Raw genomic sequence first — 25,798 nt, 5'->3', positions numbered from 1 at the left:
TCGTTTTAACAGCTAATAACAAATAGTATTAAAAAAAGAAAAAGCCTAGAAGTAAACTTCTAGACTTTTTAAATTATTTAAAAAAATTCTTTAATTAGAAAGCATATTTAACTCCTAAAGTTAATTGAACCCCTTGTTTATAATTAGAAACTGTTTCATTTGTTTCTATTTCTGTATTTACATTTCTTACGAACTGCGTTTGTTTGATTTCTGGGTTTAATAAGTTTCTACCAACCAATTTAACACTTAATCTATCCGTTAATTCTTTACTTAAAACTAAATCAAGAGAAACAAAACCTTTTTCTATAATTTCGTCATTATAAAGTGTAGCACTATTTACAAAATCTTCTGGAGAACCTAAAGCAAAAACTTTATCTGATGAATAATTACCTGTTAAAGTTGCAACAAATTCTTTTTCTTTATTACTACTATAACTTAAACTACCATTTGCAATAAGGTCTGAAGCTCCTTGTAAGTTTGATTCTGTTTTTCCTTTATATTGAAAAACATCATCTAAATCTTGGCTAAACCACATTTTAGTTAAGTTTGCATTAAAACCTAAAACAGTATCATCATCTTCATTTTTAATAAAGCTTGTTCTAGCTTCTAACTCTAATCCTTTTACTGTTGCTTTCTCTCCTGTATTATAGAAAATAAAGTTACCAGAAGAACCTCTTGACTGTGCCAAGTTAATTGGGTTTTTTATATTTTTATAAAATCCTGTTACAGAGAAAACTTCTCCCCTACTTGGAAAAAACTCCCATTTTAAATCAACATTTACAACATCCGATTTTTCTAAATCTGGATTACCTTTAGAAACACGACCAGTTGGTGAAACATACTCAAAAGGAGATAATTCTTTAAATTCTGGTAAAGTTTGTGTAAGGCTTGTTGCAAAACGTATATATTGGTTTTCTGCAACTTCATATTTTAAGTTAACACTTGGAAACAAGTTTTCGTAAGTTTTACTAGTATTACCTATTCTACCTACGTAGTTTGCTACATCCCAAGAAACATTAATTTCGTCTCTCTCGAAACGCAAACCTAAGTTCCCCGAAAACTTTTCATTTAAAGTAAAGTTAAAATCTGCAAAAGCAGCTAAAACATTCAATTCTCCAGAGAAAAGATCTACTTCTCCTATTCTAAGGTTTAAACCATTATCAAAATTAGATTGCACAAAAGTTGAAGATAATTCATCTACAGAAGGTGCTTTATAATTTCTTGCTAAAACTCCAATTGCTTGTGATTTAAAATCTCTTTCTTTCCTTCTATAATTTACACCATAATTAAGCGCAAAAGGCTTATCTCCTTCTTCATTAAGGTTACCAAATTTCCAATTATTTTTAACATAAGCATTGTACTCTACATCTTCAATTTTTTGAGTAGATTTTCTTTGCTGATAATCTCCTACGTGTGCAAATTGAATTTCTGATGAACTTGCTACATCTAAAATATTAACTTCGTTTCTAATTCTATTTGGCTCTTCTGCTAAAACAAAATTATAACCACCAGCCCAAGTTAAAGTATTATTCTCGTTTAAATCATGCTTTCCTATTAACTGATTAATAACCATTGTGGTTTGTTTAAAGTTTTGATCTCTAACAAAAGCTCCATCTTCTTGCGGATCTTGATCATATACAAAACCTAAACCATTTCTTCCTTGTTCATATAAATTATTAGAACTCTTGTTTACAAATAAAGTATTAAACTTTAAACTGTTAGCATCATTCAATTTCAATTTAAGATTAACATAACCAGAAGTATTTGTTTTTGTTGTAAAACTTTCTACATCAGAAAACACGTTGTCCTCACGATTCTGTCTAAAACTTTGAAACTCTCCTGAATAATAATCATAAGACTTAGAATGTGTAGCACTTACATAAAAAGACAAATCTTTACCAAAAATTTCAAATTTTTGAGCTGCAGATAAAGAACCACTATAATTTATGGGTTGTGCAGATATAGTTTCTGTATCCCAACCTTGTCTAGATATTAAATCTTGCAAAGCATATTGTTTTTTATGAAAGCCTAAGCTAACATCATTATTTGTTATTGTAGTTCTAAAATCCCCATCGTACTCTAATACATTTGTATTTGTTCCTCCGTTTACACCTATAGAATATCCCTTTTTAGAATAATCTTTAGTTACCACATCTACATTACCAGAAGCTTGATCTGCATAACCAGAAGTTGTATATGTTTTACTAATCCCTACGTTTTGAATAACATCTGTAGAAAAAAGATTTAAGTTAATATTTTTCTTTTCAACATCATCCGAAGGTACAGGTAAACCATTCATAGTAGTCGATAAATATCGATCTCCTAATCCTCTAATAAAAATATCTCCCGTTCCTTGACTTTTTGTAACTCCAGAAATTTTAGTTGTTGCTGTTGCCGCATCCGAAACTCCAATTTTAGATAAAGTTTGTGCTCCAATACTTTCTTTAATTACTGTCGCTTTTTTCTGTTCTAATAAAAGTGCCGAAACAGATTCTCTAGACGCAGCAGACATAATAACTACCTCTTCTAAAGAAACTCCTTCTTCTGCAGATAGTATTTGATTTATCGTTAAAGTTTCTCCTACAGCAATTGTAATTGATTTTTCAATTGTTTTGTATCCCAAAAAACTAAAAACAACAATATGAGTTCCTGCTGGTACGTTTAATACATAATTTCCATCAAAATCGGTAGTTGTACCCATTGCGGTTCCTTTAATAAGAACGTTTGCAAAAGGCAACGGTTCATTATTTGTTTCTTTGTCAGATAATATACCCTTTAATGTACCTTGACTTTGGGCTACTAATAATTGACTAAAAGCTAAAAAAGTAATAAATAAAAATTTTTTCATTTTTTTCGTATAATTTACTGCCGCAAAAGTCCACCGCTTTTGTAAATTCTATGTTAGCTTTAAATTATGCTTGTATCACAAAAACATTAACTAAATGTTAAGTGGGTATAAATCGTTAACATTTTTTTAATTTTGAAAAAACATTCATTTTAATTTTTGGTGAGATATTTGAACTATTCTTTAGAAATAAAGATTACCATAAATTAAATTAGTTTTTGTCGACTACAATTTATGATCTACTGCCTCTCACCAAGGCAGTTTTTTTGTTTACTTAATACTGAATTAACATTAATTTAACATAGTTAACTGTTCTTTGCATTGACAAAAACTAATAACATGCAATTCTCAACACTACGTAAAGTAGTAGTTTCCATTATCATGTGTGCTTTTTTAAGCATACAGGCACAAGAAACAAATGCCCCAAAATTTGGAAACGGCCTCTTTAACCTTGTTGGTAAAGACAGTACATATACAATGAAGGTTGGTTTAAGAGTTCAAACACTTGCCACTTCTCAATGGGATGTTCGTAATGGTCTTTCTAACCCAGAATCTTCTATGTTAATTAGAAGGTCTCGTTTAAAGTTTGATGGTTTTGCTTTTTCTACTAAATTAAAATATAAAGTAGAATTAGGGTTGTCTAATAGAGATCAGTCTGGAGGCTCAGAATACACCAGCAATGCTCCTAGATATATAATGGATGCAGTTTTGAAATGGAATTTCTCTGGAAACTTTGTATTATGGTTTGGGCAAACAAAATTACCAGGTAATAGAGAAAGAATTATTTCTTCTGCAAACTTGCAAATGGTAGATCGTTCTTTATTAAATAGTAATTTTAATATAGATAGAGATATCGGAATTCAATTAAAACACCATTTTAACCTTTCAGATACCTTTATAATTAAAGAAACTTTTTCTATTGCCCAAGGTGAAGGAAGAAATATTACTACAGGTAATATTGGTGGACATCAATATACTACAAGAGTAGAATTACTTCCTTTTGGAAATTTTACGAGTAAAGGAGATTATACTGGAAGTGATTTAAAATTTGAGAAAAAACCAAAACTGTCTTTAGGTTTTGTTTACGACTTTAACAATAACGCCTCTAAAACAAAAAGTAATCAAGGTTCTTATATGTTAAATGATATAGGGTTTTATAATACAAATATTTCTACACTTTATTTAGATGCTATGTATAAACACAAGGGATTCTCTTTTATGGCAGAATATGCTAACAGAGACGCAAAAGACCCTTTAGCAAAAAACTCTGATGGAACTTTAACCGGAGATGAAGTACAAATAGGTAATGGTTTAAATTTACAAACTGGTTATATGCTATCTAAAACTGTAGAAGTTTCTGGGCGTTACACAAATATTACTTTAAGCAAAAATATTACAGGAAAAGGAGCTAAAAATCAATACACTTTAGGTGTTTCTAAATATATATCAGAACATAAATTAAAAGTACAAACAGACGTTAGCTATACAGACATTGGTTTTAGTACAAATCAATTGCAATTTAGACTACAAGTAGATATTCATTTTTAGTTAAAATGATAACATAAACCTAACATAGGCGTTCTTTTATGTCTATAAATTTGCACAACAAAAATTAAATAAACAAAATGGGAGATCCATATATTTTAATGTTAGTCGCTTTAGCTGTTTTAGCTATAGTAGATTTAGTTATAGGTGTTAGTAATGACGCAGTTAACTTTTTAAATTCAGCCATAGGCTCAAAAGCAATATCAGTAAGAAATATTATGATAATTGCAAGTTTAGGTGTGTTTTTTGGAGCCGTTACCTCTAGTGGAATGATGGAAGTTGCACGTAAAGGTATTTTTAACCCTAACATGTTTATGTTCCAAGATATTATGTTCATTTTTATGGCTGTAATGATTACAGATATTTTATTGCTAGATATCTTTAACACGCTCGGAATGCCTACTTCTACTACAGTTTCTATTGTATTTGAACTTTTAGGAGCTGCCGTTTGTATTTCTTTAATAAAAATATCTGCAAATGATTCTCAATCTATTTCTGATATTTGGAACTACATTAACCATGAAAAAGCTTTTGAAATTATTAACGGAATATTATTATCCGTTGTCGTCGCATTCTCTGTAGGTGCTGTTGTACAGTTTGCATCTAGATTAATTTATACATTCAACTTTAACAAAAGAGCTACATATATTAGTGCATTATTTGGTGGATTTGCAATTACTGCAATCACCTACTTTATCATTATTAAAGGAATGAAAGGTACACCTTGGTATGACGATGTAGCACATTTAATTGAAGGAAATACTTTGGGTATTATTTTAGGAAGTTTTGTTATTTGGGCTATTATTTCTCAACTTTTAATACAATTTTTTAAAGTAAATATTTTAAAATTGATTATTGGAGTTGGTACGTTTTCTTTAGCCATGGCTTTTTCTGGAAATGATTTGGTAAACTTTGTAGGTGTACCAATTGCTGCATGGAACTCTTACCAATCTTGGAACGTTTCCGGTATTGCTCCAGATGCTTTCTCTATGGGTATTTTAGCCAAAAAAGTACCTTCTAACATCTGGTTATTATTAGCTGCTGGTGCTATTATGGTGGTTACTTTATGGACTTCTAGTAAAGCACAAAATGTAATAAAAACAGGTATCGATTTATCTCGACAAGGAGAAGGGCATGAAAAATTTCAGCCAAATAATTTATCTAGAGTTGTGGTAAGGTTTGCAATGGGTCTTAATTTTGGAATTAGTAAAATTTTTCCTAAAAAAATATTGACTTATGTAGATTCTAAGTTTCAAAAACCCGTAATAGAATTACCGAAAGACAAAACATACGAGTTACCTGCTTTCGATTTAGTAAGAGCGTCTGTTAACTTAATTGTTGCTGGTATCTTAATATCTGTTGCAACTTCTATGAAATTACCTTTGTCTACTACTTATGTAACATTTATGGTTGCTATGGGTACTTCTTTAGCAGATAGAGCTTGGGGACGTGAAAGCGCAGTTTATAGAGTTGCCGGAGTAATAAATGTTGTTGCTGGGTGGTTTTTAACGGCTATTACAGCCTTTTTAGCAGCTGCTTTAGTAGCATACTTAATTAGTTGGGATATGATTATGATTCCTATTCTATTAGCACTTGTTGCTTTCTTAATTGGAAGAAATAGCTTAATTCATAGAAGAAGATCTAAAGAAATAAAAAAACAAGTATACATAGAAAGAGCAGAATTAATTACTATTAATGGTGTAATTGAAGAAAGCGCAGATCATATTTCTGAAGTAATAAATCGTGTAAATAAATTATATACCAATGTTGTAAATGATTTGGCAAACCACGATTTAAATAAATTACGTAAAACAGACAAACACGTTGCTAAACTTAATGACGAAATAGATGGTTTAAAAGACGGTGTTTTCTACTTTATTAAATCTTTAGACGAAACTTCTGTAGAAGCAAGTAGATTTTATATTATGGTTCTAGGATATTTACAAGACATAGCACAATCTATTAGTTATATTTCTAGAGCAAGCTACAAGCATGTAAATAACAATCATAAAAACTTAAAGAAAGGTCAAATAAAAGATTTAAAAACTATTGACGTTGCTTTATCTGCTCTATTAACTAAAGAAGCTAATATTTTTGAAAACAGAGAATTAGACAATTTAAATAGTCTATTAATAGAAAAGAATGAGTTGTTACAAAGCGTAAGATCTTCTATTGAAAAGCAAGTTGCTAGAATTAGAACAGATGAAACGAGTCCTAAAAACACAACTTTATACTTTAGTGTATTATTAGAAACAAAAGATTTAATTAAGGCTTTAATGAGTTTACTAGAAACTTATGAAGAGTTTCACTTAAGCACAAAACAAGTAAAATTATAATATTATTATAAACAACAAAAAAACCATGAAGCGCTCTTCATGGTTTTTTTTTGTTATATATTTTGTTTATTTTTAAATGTAATCCTTTAAAAGTTCTGTAAAAAAGAAAGCAGATAGAAAATCTGTAAAGGCTATCCTTTTAATTACTGGTACCATGCACTAAAAACAGCAACCCTTAAGCTGTTTACTATACTAAATTTACTTCCCTTTAAGTTTTAGCTCAAAGGAGTTTTGCCTCCTATTCTAATGTATTTTCTACTTACTCTGTAGAGTAACAAAATAGAAATCTAGTATTGGTTTTCTTTTAAAATTAACATTAGATAAAAGCGAATTTTAAGAGATATTCTACTAATACCTATAGACTCCTTTCTAAAACCAAAACCCTAAATTAAACAACCAATATTTTTCAGTATTTTCTGGAGACCAACTATATTTTATTTCTAAAGGACCAATAAAAGAATTATAACTATAACCAATAGCATAACCTGATTTTATGTCTTTAAAAAGATCTATATTTTTGAAAACATTTTCGTCTAAACGCCCATAATTAGCTATAAAAATTGCGTAATGTTTACTTGCAAAAGCATATCTTAAATTAAACTCTGTCTTTACAAAGCTATTGTTAGAAAGCTCTCCAAAATCATAGCCATAAAAAGGCACAAAAGTATTGATATAGTTTTGGTTGTAACCTCCTAAATAAAAGTCAAAAACCTCAGAATCTACATCGTTTAGTGTAAAACCAGCTTCACTTGTTACTTGAAGAGTAAGTTTATCTAAAAAAGTAGTAGCAAAACCTAAAGTTCCTTTAGATTGGGCAAATTGCGAAAAATCATTATTTCGATCTGATGAAACCATGTACCATTTAAAGTTTAAATCTGCAAAATATCCTTTGGTAGGAAAATATTTTTTATCATAAGAGTCTAATTTTAAATAACCAAAAGAATTAAAATAGTTGCTATTATCAAAAACTGTAGCTCCACTATTTACAGATGCAATTGTTTCACTGGTTGCCTTTACATATTTATACTCTACACCCAAACCTAAAGCAAACCTTCTATTAAAGGTAGTTTGAAGAAAAAATTGGTTGGTAATATCTGTATATTTTAAATTAATAGTACTAATTGTAGGATACTGAGATACAATGGAACTAAATTTAGAATTTGTTCTAAAATGATTGTATCTAGACCTAAACCCATAGCTAATATAAAAACCATTATCTACAAAATAATCTAAGTTATACCTTAAATTATCTCCTAAAATCATGTCAAAAGAAAACATATCATTATTTAATAATAAATGTTTTTTATTATAGTTTGCTAAAAAACCAGACTTATATAAATAATCATAATGGACTCCCAATTTTAAATTAGCACTCCCACTTGTTTCGTTTAAATTCAGTTTTAGATTATAAGTATTATCTTCTTTTTTAATTAAGTTATACGTTATTCGTTCGTAATTTTTTGTAGAAGATAAGAGGTGTATCCTTTTGGTAATTTCTTTTCTTGTTAGACTATCTCCTCTTTTTATCTTTATTTTACCTAAAACAAAAGCTCTTGTATATATATTAGATCCTAACAGATTAATCTCTGTAATAGAAAATTTATCATGATCAAAATCTACCTTCTTACGTTCTTTTTTATGTACTTGCTTATTTGCTAATTCTATAAAAACACTGCTAAATTTTTTTCCTTCTTCAATTCCTTTTTCTAAAATACTTTCTTTATCATCAAAACTAACCACATTGTAATCAGTAACAGATGGATGAATATAAACATCAAGCATCTCTTTTTCTTTGTCTGTTGTACGATACATCTGATAACTAACAATCTGGTTCATTATAGCAACAACAGAATTTAGATTTTCTTTTTCATATAAATTCCCTTCAACATCTACTCCTATTATAACATCTACTCCCTTAGATTTCATTACACTAATAGGAAAATTATTTGCTATACCACCATCTACTAACAATTTATCATTTATAAAAACCGGATTTAACAACGTGGGAAAAGAACCACTAGCTCTTAAAGCCAAAGGCAAAGAACCTTTTTCTAATAAAACAGGACTTCCATTTTCTACATCTGTAGCAATACAGAAAAAAGGGATCGGAAATTTTTTAAAATCACTAATACCCTCTACTGATGACAATAATTCTGTTAAAAAATTTAATACATTCTGTCCTTTAGAAACAGCTACCGGAAAGCCTATTGCTCCTTTGTTTACAGGCAAAGTAATCACAGTTTTTTCTCCAAATTCTTTTTCGAAAAATGGTGCAGAATTTCTAGGCAACTTATCTTGTAAAAGTGAAACAAAATCGGTTTCTAAAATGATTTGCTCTATCTGATCACCAGAATATCCTATTGAATATAAACCTCCAATAATTGCGCCCATGCTGGTACCACCTACATAATCTATTTGTAAACCTGCTTTGTCAATTTCTTTTAAAACCCCAATATGAGCAAAGCCTTTTGCACCACCTCCACTTAAAACCAAACCTACTTTTGGCTGCTTTTCTTGACTATTTATAGTTATAGAAAGCAACAATAGAAATGCTAATAAAATGTTTTTCATTTTTTATTCGGTTGAAAATATTGATATACTTTTACAGCTCTTGCATTTCCAATAACCTCTTTTAATTCTTCTAAAGAAGCTTCTTTAACACGTTTTGCCGACTTAAATTTACGTAACAAGGTAGTAATAGTTTGCGTACCAACATCTGGTATTTGCTCTAACTCAGATTTTATAGCACTTTTACTTCGTTTATTTCTGTGAAACGTAATTCCGAATCTGTGTGCCTCATTTCTTAGGTACTGGGTAATTTTTAACGTTTCAGACTTTTTATCTAAATATAAGGGAATTGGATCTCCTGGATAATATATTTCTTCTAATCTTTTAGCAATTCCTATAATGGCAATTTTACCTCGTAACCCTAAAATATCTAAACTTTTTAAGGCAGATGATAATTGTCCTTTTCCACCATCTACAATAATTAGTTGCGGCAACGGCTCTTCTTCTTCTAGTAAACGCTTATACCTTCTATAAACAACCTCTTCCATAGATGCAAAATCGTCTGGCCCATCAACTGTTTTAATATTATAATGTCTGTAATCTTTTTTACTCGGTTTTCCGTCTTTAAAAACTACACAGGCAGCTACTGGGTTTGTTCCTTGAATATTTGAGTTATCAAAACATTCTATATGACGTGGCTCCACATGCAAACGTAAATCCTTTTTCATTTGCGCCATAATTCTTTTTACATGCCTATCTGGATCTACAATTTGTACTTGCTTAAATTGCTCTTGTCTGTAGTATTTTGCATTTCTTTCAGATAATTCTACAATACGCTTTTTATCACCTAATTTAGGAACCGTAACTTTTACAATCTCTCCTAAATCTACTTTAAAAGGAACATAGATTTCTGGTGATTGAGAATCGAAACGTTGTCTAATTTCAACAATAAACAATTCTAATAATTCTTTGTCTGTTTCATCTAACTTTTTCTTAATTTCTGTAGTATGAGATTGAATAATAGACCCATTAGAAATTTTTAAGAAATTGGCATATCCATGTGTTTCATCAGAAATAATAGAAAAAACATCTACATTATTTATAGAAGGATTTATAATAGTACTTTTAGATTGATAATTGCCTAATAGATACAATTTCTCCTTAATTTTCTGTGCCTCTTCAAATTCCATTCTTTGAGCAAAACCCAACATCATTTCGTTAAATTTCTCTAAACTTTCTTTAAAGTTACCTTTAATAATGTTTCTAATTTCTACAATAGAATTATTGTAATGACTCTCGGTTTCTAAGCCTTCGCAAGCACCTTTACAATTTTTTAAATGATATTCTAAACAAACTTTATACTTTCCTTCATTTACATTCTGATGACTTAAATCGTAGTTACAAGTTCTTAGTGGATACAATTCTTTTATTAGATCTAACAAAACCCGAACTGTTTTTATAGAGGTATAAGGCCCAAAATATTCCGAACCATCTTTTATAACTCTACGGGTCATAAAAACTCTAGGGAAACGTTCTTTTTTAATACAAAGCCAAGGATACGATTTATCATCCTTTAGTAAAACATTGTAACGCGGTTTGTATTTTTTTATTAAATTATTCTCTAATAATAGAGCATCTGTTTCTGTATTAACAACAATATGCTTTATACGAACAATCTTTTTTACTAAGACTCTTGTCTTACCGTTCTCATGATTCTTATTAAAATAAGAAGCCACTCTTTTCTTTAAATTTTTAGCTTTACCAACATAAATAATAACATCTTCTTTATCAAAATACTGATAAACTCCGGGTTCATTTGGTAAAGTTTTAATTTGTAGTTCTAAAGGTGTAGGCATAGAACGAAATTACACATTTTTAAACATCCGGAATATAAAAACAAGTGAAAAAAGAAGTTTAAAAAAAAGAGGAAAACTATTTTTAATATTTAAAATTACGTATTAATAGGGCATCTTAGTTATTTTCTATACTTTTAAAACCTAACCAAAATTATTTATTAACTACCAATACAAACTAAACATGGCAAAAAAAAATACCATTTCATTAAAAACAGCTAAAAAATGGACCAAAAGATGGCGAAAAATGGAAGGCACCTATAATGCACACCGAGATTGCAGGGCTTTTAACATTCCTTTAGAAGATTTAAAAGATGTTATTGCAGAAGGAGCCACAACAGTAAGAGCCTATTTAGGTGTACATAAACATAAAATTGAAGGAGAAACTGTTTTTGAAGAAAAATTAATTATTGTGGGTGTAGATGCCAATGGTAAAGACATGATTTCTTCTAAAGATGGCGAAAATCTAGATTCAGAAAGTGATTTTATTTATGATTTGACGACTCCTTGTCCGGATAAATGCGACTCTGAAAGTCCTTTAAATTAAGCTGCCTAATATGACTTTTGATGATTTTGTAATAAATACTGGCTATGCTGTATTAGTTTTAAATACACTCGTTTTTATTATAAGCTATAATAAAAAACACAAAGCACTAAAATACTTTATTATGTATTTATTGCTTTGTCTTTTTATTCAGTTTTTATCTAACATTTTAAATTCGTTAAACAATTACAACCTTTTTTTAAGTCATTATTTTTTTATTGGTCAGTTTATTTTTTTAAGCCTATTCTTCTCCTCTCTTACTGATTTTAAAAAGTACAAGCGCTTACATATTTTTCTAACATTTATAATAGCCACTTCTTTTATTATATACCTCTATAATTTTCCTAATAATTTAAATAGGTGGAGTGTTTTAGAAATTGCAATTACATCTATAGCATTGTTATTATATAGTTTTTTCTTTTTTCTAAAAAAAATAGAAGATGCTAAAGATAAAAGATACATTTATTTTAACTCTGGTTTCTTTGTATATACATTGTGCAGTACGTTAATTTTTACATTAGGAAACATCGGTTCTAGAGAATTAAAATTTTATGTTTGGCAGTTTAATACCATCTTGTATCTTGTTTTTCAGCTGATGATTTTTGTAGAATGGTATAAAAACTTTAGAAAACCAATTACTAAGAAAATCTATCAAATATTTACATCCAAAAACACAGATTAAATTTATAAGACTTATTTTTTTTAAACAAAGCAGGTGTTAAGTATAGATCTATAGATAATACTATTTAAAGTAATAAAAACGACAATTATAGAAATAAAAAAAAATGTTGTAACTTCGTTAAGATTCTTCAAAAACCCCCAATGACAGAAGCACTTATTCAAGAAAACCAAGTGATCCTTATCGCTTTAATAGGGGTTTTATTACTTCTATTTATGGGCCTTGCGCTCTTACTATTTTTCTTCTCTTCAAGAAAAAAAATTGTAGACAAAGAGCTAGAAAAAAAGAAATTAGAAGTAACCCATCAAAAAGAAATTATACAGTCTATCATTATAACTCAAGAAGAAGAACGCAAACGTATTGCACAAGATTTACATGATGATATTAGCTCTAAACTAAATGTAATTAACCTAAATGCAAACCTCTTAAAAGATGGAGGTTTATCTCCAGAAGAATATTTAATTGTTAACAATGGTATTTTAGAAGCTACAGACAAAACCTTAGAAAGTGCTCGTAAAATTGCACATAATTTACTACCTCCAATTCTAGAAGAATTTGGTTTTAAAGATGCCGTAGAAGAACTTGCAGACTCTTTTAATAATAGTAGAAAAATTAATATAACATACAATATTAATTACCTCAAGAAACATTTAAATCCACAAAACGAATTACACCTTTTTAGAATTACTCAAGAATTAATTAATAACTCTGTAAGGCACGGTAAAGCAAAAAATAGTACTATAAATATTTCTCATAAAGACAACAATCTTATTTTTAGCTATACAGATAACGGCGTTGGTTTTAATTCTGATAAAAAAGAAAATAAAAAAGGCCTTGGTATGAAAAATATTGAAAGTAGAGTTTCTCTGTTAAATGGAAAATATAGTATTGGTAGTGAAGTAGGAAAAGGATTTAATATTTTAATTGTAATATAACCCTCAAATAATGATGAAAATTAATATCATAATTGCCGATGATGAAGAACTTTTTAGAAAAGGTATCCGATTTTTACTAGAAAGAGAAAGTAACTTTAACATTACTTATGAAGCAAAAAACGGTAAAGATTTAATTGATTTTTTATCCTATTCAGAAGGCACTCCTGATATTATTTTAATGGATCTAAAAATGCCAGAAATAAATGGTGTAGAAGCTACAAAAATAATTCATAAGACACACCCAAACATTAAGATAATTGCTTTAACTAGTTTTGACGGAAAATCTTTTATAACCAATATGATTGATGTTGGAGCCTCTTCTTACCTTCTTAAAAACACAAGCCCTAAAATGGTAATTCATACCATAAATGAAGTATATAATAAAGGTTTTTATTATGATGAAAAGGTTTTAAAAATTATACATGAAAACATTAATTCTTCTAGTGGAAAACGCATAAAAATAGATTTAGATAAAAAGCTACTTTCTAAAAGAGAAATTGATGTTTTAGAATTAATTTGCGATCAATGCACTACTGCAGAAATTGCAGACAAACTATTTATTAGCCCAAGAACCGTAGAAGGTCATAGAAATAACTTATTACTTAAAACACATTCTAAAAATGTAGCGGGTTTGGTTATTTATGGTATTCAAAAGAAATTAATAGAAATTACTCCAGATTTTAATATCTAAAAGACAGCTAATTTTATAATAAACTATGGTAAATATACCGATTTAACGGTTTAAGCTTTAAGTCTAGAAATAGCTACGGATGTATTGTAATAAAAAAAGGATTACAAAAGCTCTCAACTTTATTTTTGAGGGCTTTTTTTAAACTTAATCTTTAAAATTACTAAAAATTCCCGAATTTGTATTGTCTATCACTTGCCAATTATAAACTGCAGAAAGTTGATATATTTTAGACAACTCCTCTATCAATCTTATTTTTGCTTTCTCTTTTAAGTCTGTAACCGCTATAGTTTCTTTAATTTTTTCGATACTTTTTTGGTTGATTTTATTCAACTCGCTCTTGGTAAAAGTATTAAACTGACTTTGTTGTAAGTCGAAATATTTTACATCTGGTGAAATTACAACCTCTTCTTTTGGAATTTTATTAATATAAATTTTCTTACCCAAAGAATCTATTTGAATTTCTAATTTAGATAAATCATAACCAACCTCTACCGTAGCGTTTACAGTTACAATGGCTTTTTTATCAAAAGAAAGATAATCGTAAAAGTATTTTTTAGAATCTGAATAATTATAAACTTCAGAAAAAGTTCCTTTAGAAACCACTAGTTTACTCAAATTTTTAATTGAAGCTACTACGACTTGTATTTCTTCTTGTTTATGATTTCTCTCGCTTTTATCACACCAATATTTGGCGATAAAAAATCCCAGAAAAAAAATAATAAGGTATTTTAGAAAGCGTTTCATAGGCTTAAACTTTCTTTAAAGGTAAAAGATTATTCTTTTAAAACAACCGGCTCATCTTTAGGAAAAGCTTGTTTACTAAAAATAAATAATAAAGCTACACCAATACTTATAAAAGCATCTGCAGGGTTAAATATATATTGAAAAAAAGTAAACATTTCTCCTCCTATAACAGGTATCCAATCTGGCAGAACGCCTTCCCATAAAGGAAAATAAAACATATCTACTACTCTACCATGAAACAACTCTCCATAAGGTTTGTCTGCAAATAGTGTTGCTACTTTATGGTTAGAACCATCAAAAATAGCTCCGTAAAAAACAGAATCTATGATATTACCAACTGCTCCAGAAAAAATTAAAGCAATCGCTATAATTACGGCATTGTGTACCTTCTTTTTAATGTTTTGTATTAACCAATAGATAATTCCGGATACTGCAATCAATCTAAATAAGGTTAAAAAGAGTTTCCCTCCTTTTCCTCCAAACTCAAAACCCATTGCCATACCATTATTTTCTGTAAAATGAATTCTAAACCAATCGAAAACAACTACCTCTTCACCTAAAATAAAGTGTGTTTTTACATAAATTTTAATTACTTGATCTAAAATAATTGCGATAAAAATAATTAGAATAGCAAGACTCTTTTTTGACATTTGTATTGAATTTGTGGTAACAAAAATAACAATATTATTGTGTTTATTTCGTTGTTAAGAAAATATTAGCTTTTATAGAATTTACAAGCACTTTTTTATCTGATTTTTCTACTCTTTTCTGATATGTTTTATCAACTAAAACATCGTTAATATTTAGTTTACCTGCTTTAGAAACAACATTAATATTTGTATTATTTAATACAGCATACAAGCTACCAGCATACATTCTTACTTCTAAATTAGCAAAAATAGTATGTAATTTTAAAATTCCTTTTTCAATAAAAATATTTAAATCTCCTTTGTAACTTTTAGCTTCAATATTTATTTCGTCACCAAAAAAAGTAACCGCTTTATTACTTGGAATTTTAAGAACTACACTTGCTCTTTGCAACCTTTCTGTTATAAATTTTCTAAACACCTTATCTGCTGGCAAACTTTCTGGTATTTCAAATTGAATCTTTAAAGTGTTAAATTCTTCTTTGTAAATAATATGTTGTTCTGCTATATTTTCTGCAATTAAATAAACTTCTACAAAGTTAGACTCAGAATTTTCTATAACAAAACTATCTAACCCATGTGTAGAAATTTCTATTGCTTTTAATTGAGTTTCAAACTTTTTTACCACTTTCTTTTGCGACAAAATAGGAGCAGAAATTAATAAAAAGAAAAATACTATTTTCAGTTGAGTTTTAAAAGACATAATCTTAAAATTATAAAAATAAAAAAAGCTTCCCTAAAGAAGCTTTTTAATTATGATCAGAAAATTATTATTGTTTACGTTTAGCTTCAATACTTAAAGTAGCATGAGGTACTATTCTTAAACGTTCTTTCTGTATTAGTTTACCTGTTACTCTACAAACACCATACGTCTTATTCTCTATACGTAACAATGCATTTTTTAGGTCTCTAATAAACTTTTCTTGTCTTATAGCTAACTGAACATTTGCTTCTTTGTTCATCACTTCAGAACCTTCATCAAAAGATTTAAATGAATGTGAAGTATCATTTGTACCGTTATCTGAATCATTTTTATAGGCAGCTTTTAACAATATCAAATCTTCATTTGCTCTTGCTATCTTCTTGTCTATAATTGCTTTAAACTCTTGTAAGTCTTCCGCTGAATATTTTTGTTTTACGTCTGACATAAATCTTACATTTTTTCGATTAATATTCTACTTTTTATGGTATCAAACTCAATTTCTGTACCATCCTTTAATTCATCTACAAAAACCAATTCTTTGGTTAATGTTTCACTCATTATGTAGTCTTTATTATCCGTGATAGATTTTTGTAAGTTCTCGAAATTTAAAACCGTTAATTTTATTCTATCTGTTACTTCTAAACCTGTGTCTTTACGTGCATTTTGGATTCTATTTACCAATTCTCTGGCAACTCCTTCTTTACGCAAATCTTCTGTTATGGTAACATCTAAAGCAACTGTTAACGCCCCTTCATTTGCAACTAACCACCCTTCTATATCTTTAGATGATATCTCTACATCTGAGAGTTCTAAATTAATATTTTTTCCATTAACTGCAAGAGAAATGTTTTTATCTTTTTCTATTTTGTTAATATCTTCTTGGGTAAACTTCTGCACCTCAGCAGCAATAAAACGCATGTCTTTTCCAAACTTTGGTCCTAAGGTTTTAAAATTAGGCTTTATTTGTTTGATTAAGATATCTGAAGCATCATCTAAAATCTGAATTTCTTTAATGTTTACTTCATTTTTGATAAGATCTGCAACCGCTAAAATTTCTTCTTTCTGTTGTTCATTATCAACAGGAATCATTATTTTTTGCAATGGTTGACGCACTTTTATCTTTTCTTTTGCTCTAAGTGATAAAACTAAAGAAGATATTACTTGTGCATTTTCCATTTTACGCTCTAGGCTCTTATCTACAAAACTTGCATCAAAAACAGGAAAATCTGATAAGTGAATACTTTCTGATGTCTCTTTACCAGTTACAGAGTTTAAATCTTGATACAATCTGTCCATAAAAAATGGCGCAATTGGCGATGCTAATTTTGCAATCGTATTCATACAAGTGTACAAAGTTTGATATGCAGAAATTTTATCTGTTTCGTAAGTTCCTTTCCAAAAACGTCTTCTACTTAAACGAACGTACCAGTTACTCAAGTAATCTTGTGTAAAGTCTGATATTGCTCTTGCAGCTCTTGTAGGTTCATATTCTTCGTAGAATTTATCAACCTTAGCAATTAAAGTATGTAATTCTGATAAAATCCAACGGTCTATTTCTGGTCTATCTTCTAAAGCAACATCTGCTTCTTCATAAGAAAATCCATCAATATTTGTATATAAAGTAAAGAACGAATAGGTATTATATAAAGTTCCGAAGAATTTACGTTTTACCTCTTCTATTCCGTCTAAATCGAATTTTAAATTGTCCCAAGGATTTGCATTTGCAATCATGTACCAACGTGTTGCATCTGCCCCATAAGTTGATAATGTTGTAAAAGGATCTGTTGCATTCCCTAAACGCTTAGACATTTTATGTCCGTTTTTATCTAAAACTAAACCGTTAGAAACTACGTTTTTATACGCTACAGAATCGAAAACCATTGTTGCAATTGCGTGCAATGTATAAAACCAACCTCTGGTTTGATCTACTCCTTCTGCAATAAAATCTGCAGGGAAAGATTCGTTTCCATCAATTTTTTGTTTGTTTTCAAACGGATAATGCCATTGTGCATACGGCATAGAACCAGAATCGAACCAAACATCAATTAAATCGCTTTCACGTTTCATTGGTTGTCCAGATGCAGAAACTAATACTATTTCATCCACAATGTTTTTATGTAAATCTATTTTTGCATAGTTTTCTTCGGAATTGTTATCAACCTCAAAATCTTCAAAAATATCTTTTGCTAAAACGCCAGCTTCAACAGCCTTAGCCATTTCTTCTTTTAATTCTTTAACAGAACCCACACAAATTTCTTCTTTACCATCTTCTGTTCTCCAGATTGGTAATGGAATTCCCCAATAACGAGAACGAGATAAATTCCAATCGTTTGCATTTGCCAACCAGTTTCCAAAACGTCCAGTTCCTGTAGATTCAGGTTTCCAGTTAATGGTTTTGTTTAAACCGTGCATTCTATCTTTAACATCAGTCACTTTAATAAACCAAGAATCTAATGGATAGTATAAAATTGGTTTATCGGTTCTCCAACAATTTGGATAACTGTGTTTGTATTTCTCAACTTTAAAGGCTTTATTTTCTGTCTTTAACTTAATCGCTAACTCAACATCAATAGATCTTTCTGGCGCTTCACCATCAGGATAATATTCGTTCTTTACGTATTTACCTGCAAACTCACCCATTTCTGGTCTAAATTTCCCTTGTAAATTTACTAGAGGAACTAAATTATCATTTTCATCTTTTACCAACATTGGCGGAATTGGTGGTACCGCTTGTTTTGCAACCAAAGCATCATCCTGTCCAAAAGTTGGTGCTGTATGTACAATTCCTGTTCCGTCTTCTGTAGTAACAAAATCTCCTAAAATTACTCTAAAAGCATCTTGCGGATTGTCATTTGGTCTACAGTAATCTAAAACTGGTTCGTATTTAATATCAACTAAATCCTTACCAATAAATTCTTTGATAACGTGATAAGGTATTTTTTTATCACCAGAATTATAAGAACTTAATTCTTCCGAAGTTTCAACTTCTACATTATTTTTACCTGCAAATTGCTTTCCAACTAATTTCTTAGCTAAAATTACTTTTATAGGTTCAAATGTATACTGATTAAAAGTTTCTACTAAAACATATTCAATTTTAGGCCCAACTGTTAATGCGGTATTAGATGGCAATGTCCAAGGAGTAGTTGTCCAAGCTATAAAATAAACCGTTCCTTCGTTTTGTAAAAAGTCTGGTAATGTATTTTCTACAGCTTTAAATTGTGCAACAATAGTAGTATCAGTTACATCTTGGTACGTACCAGGTTGATTCAGCTCATGAGAACTTAAACCCGTACCCGCTTTTGGCGAATATGGCTGAATTGTATACCCTTTATAAATTAATTTTTTATTGTAAATCTCTTTTAGCAACCACCAAACAGATTCCATATATTTAGGTTCGTAAGTAATGTATGGATCTTCCATATCTACCCAGTATCCCATTTTATTGGTTAAATCATTCCAAATATCTGTGTAACGCATCACCGCTTTTCTACAAGCTGCATTATAATCTTCTACAGAAATGGTTTTTCCAATATCTTCTTTGGTAATTCCTAATTCTTTTTCTACACCCAATTCTATTGGTAAACCATGCGTATCCCAACCAGCTTTACGCTTTACCTGGAAACCTTTCATGGTTTTATAACGTGGAAAAATATCTTTAATAGCTCTTGCTAAAACATGGTGAACTCCTGGAAGTCCGTTTGCAGAAGGAGGTCCTTCAAAAAACACAAAAGGTTTTGCATTTTCTCTAGAAGATACACTCTTTTCGAAGATGTTATTTTCTTGCCAATAGCTTAAGATTTCTTCTGCTACTTTTGGTAAGTCAAGTCCTTTATACTCAGGAAATTTCGCTTTCATTTTCTGTCTTTTCTAATAAGATTGCGAATTTACTGAAATTCTTCTAATTTTTAAGTTTGTTTCTAAAGAAGTTACAAAGCATAAAAAAAGTTACAAAATTGAGAGGAAACGAAATGCTAACTTCGTAAACTCTGCAACTTTGTAACTCTTTAACGTTGTTACTTTAAAACTTGAAACGATATCTACATACCTCTCTCGTTTTTTATCTTTTCATACGCAGCTTGTATGCTTTGGAATTTTTCATTTGCACCTTTTAAATGCTCCTCTCCTAAACCTTGTAACTTATCTGGATGGTATTTTTTCACCATTTTTCTATAACCACTTTTTACTTCTGCATCTGTAGCGGTCTTTTCTAGATCTAAAATTTTGTATGCGTTTTCTGACGCATCATGAAACATTGCTTTTATAGACTCAAAATCGTTTTGGTTGATGTACAAATAACCAGCCATTTTTCTAATTTCTTCTATTTCAGACTCTGCTACAAAACCATCTGCTTTTGCAATACCGAATAAGAAATGTAATAATTGCAAACGAGATGCGTGAGACATATTTTGTCTAATCTGTATACAAACTTGACGCGCAGAAACTTCCTTTTTTATAATTCCGCTAAAAAGCTTAAAGGCGTTGTTGGCTCTTTCTTTACCGTACATGCCAACAAATTGAGAACGTACAAAGTCTAATTCGCGCTGATCTACTTTTCCGTCAGATTTTATAACGATGGAGGCTAACACCAATAAACTCATTTCAAAATCTCCAGATTGTGTGTCTGCAGCACTACTTCTACCACCAGATTGTCTGGTTCTTTCGTAATCTATTTGCTCTTGTGTTAAGTCTTTTTCTGAAAAACCATCTACAAAACTACCTACTGCAAAACCAATGGCTGCACCTATTGGACCTCCAAAAGTAAATCCTAATCCGGCTCCTAACCATTTTGTAAAACTTCCCATTTTTTATTTTTTATTTGAAGCGGCAAAGTTACAAAGTTTCAAAGAAACAAAGACTTATAGTTTTTGAAATTGGGTTGTTTGAAATTTTAAAAATATTAACACTGTAACTTTATTACTTTTTTTACTTTCTAACTCTGTAACTAATAAACTTTGTTACTTAGATGCATGAAGGATTGAAAAGTTTGTTTGAGCTCTCCCGCTTTTTAGCGGGAAGCGAGCTTTGAAAGCCTGACGATTTTTTAAAAAAAGTGCAGTGTAAACGGAACTTTGTTTTAAAAATGGGCATGCCCAAAGAATAAAGAATAGCTTTTTAATAATTTATTTGATATCAATTTTATTGATATTTCTATTGAGACAACTATTTTTATAAAGTTGACTTTTCTTTAACTTATACCTATCTTTGCATTTTAAAATTAGAAAATATGTATCCAGAAGAATTAGTAAAACCAATGCGCGATGAGTTAATTAACGCAGGTTTTGAAGCATTATATACAAGTGAAGACGTTGAAAACGCAATAGCTAAAAAAGGAACTACTTTAGTGGTAGTAAACTCTGTTTGTGGTTGTGCTGCAGGTACTGCAAGACCAGGAGCAATTGCTTCTTTAGGTGCAGATAAAGTACCTACAAATTTAACAACTGTTTTTGCAGGTGTAGAAAAAGAATCTACACAGAAAGCACGTGAGTTTATGATTCCTTTTCCTCCATCATCTCCAGCAATGGCTTTATTTAAAGATGGTAAATTGGTACACATGTTAGAGCGTCACCATATTGAAGGAAGATCTGCACAGATGATTGCACAGAATTTAGCACAGGCTTACGAAGAGTTTTGCTAGGCTTCTAAAAATATATTATACAAAAAAAATCCACTTAATAATATAGGTGGATTTTTTTTTCAATAACATTACTTATTATGGCTTCAGAATTTTCTACATACACCAAAGAAGAACTTATAACGAAACTAAAAAAGCAAAAAAACTTTTTTAATATTAAAATAGTTGTCATTCTTTTAATGGTAGTATTTGCTGCTTTTTCTACCATGGAAAACGGCATTTCTTTTCATACTTTTTTACCTTTATTTTTTATACCAATGTCTATTTACATGTATGTAGATATCAAAAATATTAAAAAAGAACTTGCTTTAAGGAACTAATATGAATACGATAATTGAAAACACGATTAATTTTGTAAAAGAAACCTTAAAAGATGCTGAAGGCGGACATGATTGGTTTCATATAGAACGTGTCTATAAAAATGCTGTTTTAATTTCTAAGGATGAATCTGTAGATCCTTTTGTAGTTTCTTTAGGTGCTTTATTGCATGATATTGCAGATCCTAAATTCTTTAATGGAGACGAAACTGTTGGCCCTAAAATAGCTACAAAATTTCTAGTAGAACAAAACGTAGCTAAAGATGTAATAACACATGTTATAAATATTATAAAACATATTTCTTTTAAGAACTCTTTAGAAACTAATGGTAAAAAATTTACGTCTAAAGAATTAGAAGTTGTGCAAGATGCAGACAGATTAGACGCTATTGGCGCCATTGGTATTGCTCGTTGTTTTAATTATGGTGGCTTTAAAAATAGAGCATTATACGACCCAGAAGTTCTACCAAATTTAAATATGACTAAAGAAGAATATAAAAATTCTTCTGCTCCAACAATCAATCATTTCTACGAAAAATTATTGCTATTAAAAGATAAAATGAATACTGTTACTGGACAGCAAATTGCTGCAGAGAGACATTTATTTATGGAATTATTTCTAAAGCAATTTGATGATGAATGGAACGGCATTAAGTAATATAAAATGCTTAATTCTGAATTAAACTCATCATTTCACTTCTATATTTAGATGCTGATTTACCTGTAAATTCTTTAAACAATTTATTAAAGTGAGAAAAGTTATTAAAACCACATTCAAAACAAATATCTGTAATACTCGTTTGGCTTTCAGACAATAACTTAGTTGCATGTACAACTCTATATTCATTTACTAATTTAGTAAACGTTTTACCCGTTGTTTTTTTAAAGAACCTACAAAACGCAGGAACGGTCATACTTACCAAATCAGAAATTTCATCTAAACTGATGTGCTGATTAAAATTCTCGTTTATATGTTTAAAGATAATATCTATTTTACTGCTGTCTTGTGGTTGGGTTTCAAAAGCAAAACCATCTGCATTTAATAATGTATAATCTTCAGATTTAGAAAGCGTGTGTAGTATTTCTAACAAAATTAAAATTTGCTTAAACCCCTTCTTTTCAGAAATTTTCTCTATTCTAGGACCTAATTTTTCTTTTGTTTTAACACCAAAAATAATTCCTTTCTTCGCTTTTTCAAACAAAATACTAATAGGTTTCATCTCTGGGACTTCAAAAAAGTCTTCTCCTAAAAAATCTGGTTTAAACTGTACTAATGTTTCAGACCCATTGGTGGTTAATCTATCTGTAAACCCATTATGTGGCAAGTTAGAGCCTATTAATAATAACTGACTATTATTAAAGTAAGACAAATGATTACCAATATGTCTTTTTCCCTTTCCTTTATTTACATAAACTAATTCAATTTCTGGATGAAAATGCCAGAATGCTTTTATTTGCTTTAAAAACTCTGTATGTTTTTTTACCAGTATTGAGCTTCCAAAATCTGGACTAATTTTCTCTAAAGTAGGTTTAACTTTCATAAATAGTACTATTTAACTGCAAATTTACGACACTTAATACTAAAAAGCTGTATAAAATTAACAAAATAATATAGTATATTAACTTTACTTTCTTTTAACGCGTAGATAGTAGATAATATAGCATATAAAATCACCAATTTAGATGTTTTAGAAACAGAATTGCTGTCATAACTTTGCAGTGTTATTAATACGGTAAATTACAAATAAAATGAAAATAAAGAAAATTATATTAGTTGCTTTAATGTTAGGAACATTAATAACTAACGCAAACGAAAAAGACAATACAAATTATAAAGAAGCAAAGGGAACTGTTAAAGTTGAATTTAATAATGTAAAAAAAGGTCATACTTTAACTATTAAAAATGCTAACGGTTTAACTGTATATAATAATGAAATTAAAAATTCTGGAAACTACTCTAGAACATTTGATTTTTCTGCTTTAGAAAACGGAGTTTACGCTGTTGAGTTAAATAAAGACTTCGAAATTGTTATTAAACAATTTTATGTTGAAAACGGATTGGTTTCATTTATAAACAACAATAATGAAAAAATATTTAAACCGATCATTAGAACTGAAGGTAAATTATTATTGATATCAAAAATTAGTTTTGACAACGAACCTTTAAATGTTACTCTTTATTATAATGATGAAGCTGTACTTTCTGAAACCATATCTGGAGACAAACTTTTACAAAGAGTTTACAAATTATCTGAACAAAAAGTAGGTTCTTATAAAGTGATTATTAGTTCTAATAACAGAACTTACATAAAAGATTTTACAATATAAAAATTTAGTTAATTGTTTCATTAAATTACTGCTATAATTTAATGATAAAAGCGAGTCCAAATGGACTCGCTTTTTATTTGCACTACTTTTAGAGTAAAATGAAATTACCACAAATATACTCTATATTAACCTTGTGTTGATTTACATTTACCAGCAATGATAAAATAACATATAATTATACCAATTATGATGTTTTTAGAACTTAACTACCACCATACCTTTGTAGTGTTACTAACCATTAAATAATAAAAAGATGAAAACAATAATAAAAACAATTTTAGTAGTAACATTAATGTTTGGAACATTAATTGGTTATGCAAACAACAATACAGAGCCTGCTAACATAGTACCTGTAAAAAAGGGAAATGCTTTAACAATTAAAAATGAATACGGAATAACAATATATAAACAAGTATTACAAAATACTGAAAACAATACTAAAACTTTCGATTTAACGAATTTAGAAGATGGTTTATACACTACTGAATTAGAAAAAGACTTCGAAATTATTGTTGAGAAACTAGAGGTTAAAGACGGTTCTGTTACTTTTTATAAGAACGAAAATGAAATAATTTTTAAACCAGTAATTAGAACAGAAGGGAATTTGGTTATGATTTCTAAAATTGAATTTGGAGACCAACCTTTAAACGTTACTTTATACTACCAAAACAACATTATCGTTTCTGATAAATTGAATGGTGAAAAAATATTAAATAGAGTTTATAAATTGTCTGAAGCTGAAAAAGGTGCATACAAAGTTGTTATTAATACCGATAACAGAACTTACGTAAAAGATTTTACAATATAAAAATTTAGTTAATTGTTTCATTAAATTACTGCTATAATTTAATGATAAAAGCGAGTCCAAAAGGACTCGCTTTTTATTTGTATATACTTTTAGATCAAAATAAAATTACCACAAATATATACTATATTAACATTACAATTAATTAAAGTTAATTAATAATGATAAAATAACACATAATTATACCAATTATGATGTTTTTAGAACTTAACTACCATTGTACCTTTGTAGTGTTACTAACCATTAAATAATAAAGAAATGAAAACAATAATGAAAACAATTTTAGTAGTAACATTAATGTTTGGAACATTAATTAGTTACGCAAACAACAACACAGAACCTACTAACACAGTAGCTGCAAAAAAAGTTAAAGCTGAATACAAAAACGTAAAAAAAGGAAATGCTTTAACAATTAAAAATGAATACGGAATAACAATATATAAACAAGTATTACAAAGCGCTGAAAACGATACTAAAACTTTCGATTTAACCAATTTAGAAGATGGTTTATACACAACCGAACTAGAAAAAGACTTCGAAATTATTGTTAAGAAACTAGAGGTTAAAGATGGTTATGTTACTTTTTATAAGGATGAAAATGAAGTAATTTTTAAACCAGTAATTAGAACAGAAGGAAATTTGGTTATGATTTCTAAAATTGAATTTGGAGACCAACCTTTAAA

At 29.2% G+C, this 25,798-nt stretch carries 22 protein-coding genes; 12 read left to right on the top strand and 10 right to left on the bottom strand.

Going from position 1 to position 25,798, the window contains the following annotated elements:
• Window positions 1-94: 94 nt before the first annotated feature.
• Entirely contained in the window at window positions 95-2,848 is a 2,754-nt protein-coding gene (locus GQS58_RS15535; RefSeq protein ID WP_166387576.1) for a TonB-dependent receptor, read from the bottom strand.
• A 336-nt stretch (window positions 2,849-3,184) separates the two neighbouring features.
• Here GQS58_RS15535 and GQS58_RS15530 point away from each other — a divergent pair, with 336 nt between their 5' ends.
• Entirely contained in the window at window positions 3,185-4,393 is a 1,209-nt protein-coding gene (locus GQS58_RS15530; protein ID WP_166387574.1) for a porin, read from the top strand.
• A gap of 77 nt (window positions 4,394-4,470) precedes the next feature.
• Complete coding sequence (locus GQS58_RS15525; protein ID WP_166387572.1) at window positions 4,471-6,726, top strand: inorganic phosphate transporter; 2,256 nt, start codon at window positions 4,471-4,473, stop codon at window positions 6,724-6,726.
• Window positions 6,727-7,095: 369 nt separating this feature from the next.
• On the opposite strand, the gene GQS58_RS15520 is transcribed toward GQS58_RS15525, so the two are convergent.
• Together GQS58_RS15520 and uvrC are read right to left on the bottom strand one after the other, a co-directional pair.
• Entirely contained in the window at window positions 7,096-9,297 is a 2,202-nt protein-coding gene (locus GQS58_RS15520; protein WP_166387570.1) for a patatin-like phospholipase family protein, read from the bottom strand.
• Window positions 9,294-11,090 carry an excinuclease ABC subunit UvrC gene (gene uvrC, locus GQS58_RS15515; RefSeq protein ID WP_166387568.1) on the bottom strand — a complete coding sequence of 599 codons (1,797 nt, stop codon included), beginning with the start codon at window positions 11,088-11,090 and terminating at the stop codon, window positions 9,294-9,296. Before uvrC ends, GQS58_RS15520 begins: the two co-directional genes overlap by 4 nt.
• A 181-nt stretch (window positions 11,091-11,271) precedes the next feature.
• Between uvrC and GQS58_RS15510 the strand changes: the two genes are divergently transcribed.
• From GQS58_RS15510 to GQS58_RS15495, 4 genes are all read left to right on the top strand, one after another.
• Window positions 11,272-11,634 carry a hypothetical protein gene (locus GQS58_RS15510; protein WP_166387566.1) on the top strand — a complete coding sequence of 121 codons (363 nt, stop codon included), beginning with the start codon at window positions 11,272-11,274 and terminating at the stop codon, window positions 11,632-11,634.
• Between the two features lie 10 nt (window positions 11,635-11,644).
• The gene (locus GQS58_RS15505) at window positions 11,645-12,313 is read left to right on the top strand and encodes a hypothetical protein (protein WP_165731821.1); all 669 of its coding nucleotides are present in this window, start codon (window positions 11,645-11,647) and stop codon (window positions 12,311-12,313) included.
• A gap of 140 nt (window positions 12,314-12,453) precedes the next feature.
• Window positions 12,454-13,245: a sensor histidine kinase gene (locus GQS58_RS15500; protein WP_166387562.1), complete on the top strand. Its 792-nt coding sequence runs from the start codon at window positions 12,454-12,456 to the stop codon at window positions 13,243-13,245.
• Between the two features lie 10 nt (window positions 13,246-13,255).
• The gene (locus GQS58_RS15495) at window positions 13,256-13,936 is read left to right on the top strand and encodes a response regulator transcription factor (protein ID WP_165731819.1); all 681 of its coding nucleotides are present in this window, start codon (window positions 13,256-13,258) and stop codon (window positions 13,934-13,936) included.
• A 144-nt stretch (window positions 13,937-14,080) separates the two neighbouring features.
• Here GQS58_RS15495 and GQS58_RS15490 read toward each other — a convergent pair whose 3' ends face one another.
• The 6 genes from GQS58_RS15490 to GQS58_RS15465 all read right to left on the bottom strand — a co-directional run bounded on the left by GQS58_RS15490 (window position 14,081) and on the right by GQS58_RS15465 (window position 20,835).
• Window positions 14,081-14,551, bottom strand: a complete 471-nt coding sequence (locus tag GQS58_RS15490; RefSeq protein WP_166387560.1) for a DUF4230 domain-containing protein — start codon at window positions 14,549-14,551, stop codon at window positions 14,081-14,083.
• Window positions 14,552-14,709: 158 nt separating this feature from the next.
• Window positions 14,710-15,330, bottom strand: coding sequence for a lipoprotein signal peptidase (locus GQS58_RS15485; protein ID WP_166387558.1), 621 nt, complete (start codon window positions 15,328-15,330; stop codon window positions 14,710-14,712).
• Between the two features lie 43 nt (window positions 15,331-15,373).
• Window positions 15,374-16,030 carry a hypothetical protein gene (locus tag GQS58_RS15480; RefSeq protein ID WP_166387556.1) on the bottom strand — a complete coding sequence of 219 codons (657 nt, stop codon included), beginning with the start codon at window positions 16,028-16,030 and terminating at the stop codon, window positions 15,374-15,376.
• A 67-nt stretch (window positions 16,031-16,097) separates the two neighbouring features.
• Window positions 16,098-16,475: a TraR/DksA family transcriptional regulator gene (locus tag GQS58_RS15475; protein WP_166387554.1), complete on the bottom strand. Its 378-nt coding sequence runs from the start codon at window positions 16,473-16,475 to the stop codon at window positions 16,098-16,100.
• A gap of 5 nt (window positions 16,476-16,480) precedes the next feature.
• Window positions 16,481-19,888, bottom strand: a complete 3,408-nt coding sequence (gene ileS, locus GQS58_RS15470) for an isoleucine--tRNA ligase (protein WP_166387552.1) — start codon at window positions 19,886-19,888, stop codon at window positions 16,481-16,483.
• 182 nt (window positions 19,889-20,070) lie between these two features.
• On the bottom strand, window positions 20,071-20,835 hold the full coding sequence (locus GQS58_RS15465; RefSeq protein WP_166387550.1) for a TerB family tellurite resistance protein: 765 nt from the start codon (window positions 20,833-20,835) through the stop codon (window positions 20,071-20,073).
• A gap of 422 nt (window positions 20,836-21,257) precedes the next feature.
• Between GQS58_RS15465 and GQS58_RS15460 the strand changes: the two genes are divergently transcribed.
• The 3 genes from GQS58_RS15460 to GQS58_RS15450 all read left to right on the top strand — a co-directional run bounded on the left by GQS58_RS15460 (window position 21,258) and on the right by GQS58_RS15450 (window position 22,640).
• Entirely contained in the window at window positions 21,258-21,668 is a 411-nt protein-coding gene (locus tag GQS58_RS15460; protein WP_166387548.1) for a BrxA/BrxB family bacilliredoxin, read from the top strand.
• A gap of 77 nt (window positions 21,669-21,745) precedes the next feature.
• Complete coding sequence (locus GQS58_RS15455; protein WP_166387546.1) at window positions 21,746-21,985, top strand: hypothetical protein; 240 nt, start codon at window positions 21,746-21,748, stop codon at window positions 21,983-21,985.
• A 1-nt stretch (window position 21,986) separates the two neighbouring features.
• Window positions 21,987-22,640, top strand: a complete 654-nt coding sequence (locus tag GQS58_RS15450; RefSeq protein WP_166387544.1) for an HD domain-containing protein — start codon at window positions 21,987-21,989, stop codon at window positions 22,638-22,640.
• Window positions 22,641-22,650: 10 nt separating this feature from the next.
• Here the strand turns inward: GQS58_RS15450 and GQS58_RS15445 are convergent, their stop codons facing one another.
• Entirely contained in the window at window positions 22,651-23,523 is an 873-nt protein-coding gene (locus tag GQS58_RS15445) for an AraC family transcriptional regulator (RefSeq protein ID WP_166387542.1), read from the bottom strand.
• 208 nt (window positions 23,524-23,731) lie between these two features.
• Here GQS58_RS15445 and GQS58_RS15440 point away from each other — a divergent pair, with 208 nt between their 5' ends.
• The 3 genes from GQS58_RS15440 to GQS58_RS15430 all read left to right on the top strand — a co-directional run.
• Window positions 23,732-24,310: a T9SS type A sorting domain-containing protein gene (locus GQS58_RS15440; RefSeq protein WP_166387540.1), complete on the top strand. Its 579-nt coding sequence runs from the start codon at window positions 23,732-23,734 to the stop codon at window positions 24,308-24,310.
• A gap of 253 nt (window positions 24,311-24,563) precedes the next feature.
• Complete coding sequence (locus tag GQS58_RS15435) at window positions 24,564-25,118, top strand: hypothetical protein (protein ID WP_166387538.1); 555 nt, start codon at window positions 24,564-24,566, stop codon at window positions 25,116-25,118.
• A 255-nt stretch (window positions 25,119-25,373) separates the two neighbouring features.
• On the top strand, window positions 25,374-25,798 hold a 425-nt coding region (locus GQS58_RS15430), incomplete at its 3' end, for a hypothetical protein (protein WP_166387536.1).

The sequence above is a fragment of the Polaribacter sp. 11A2H genome, assembly GCF_011379025.1.
In the GTDB taxonomy this organism is placed as follows: domain Bacteria; phylum Bacteroidota; class Bacteroidia; order Flavobacteriales; family Flavobacteriaceae; genus Polaribacter.
This window is presented reverse-complemented; position numbering and strand designations above follow the sequence as displayed.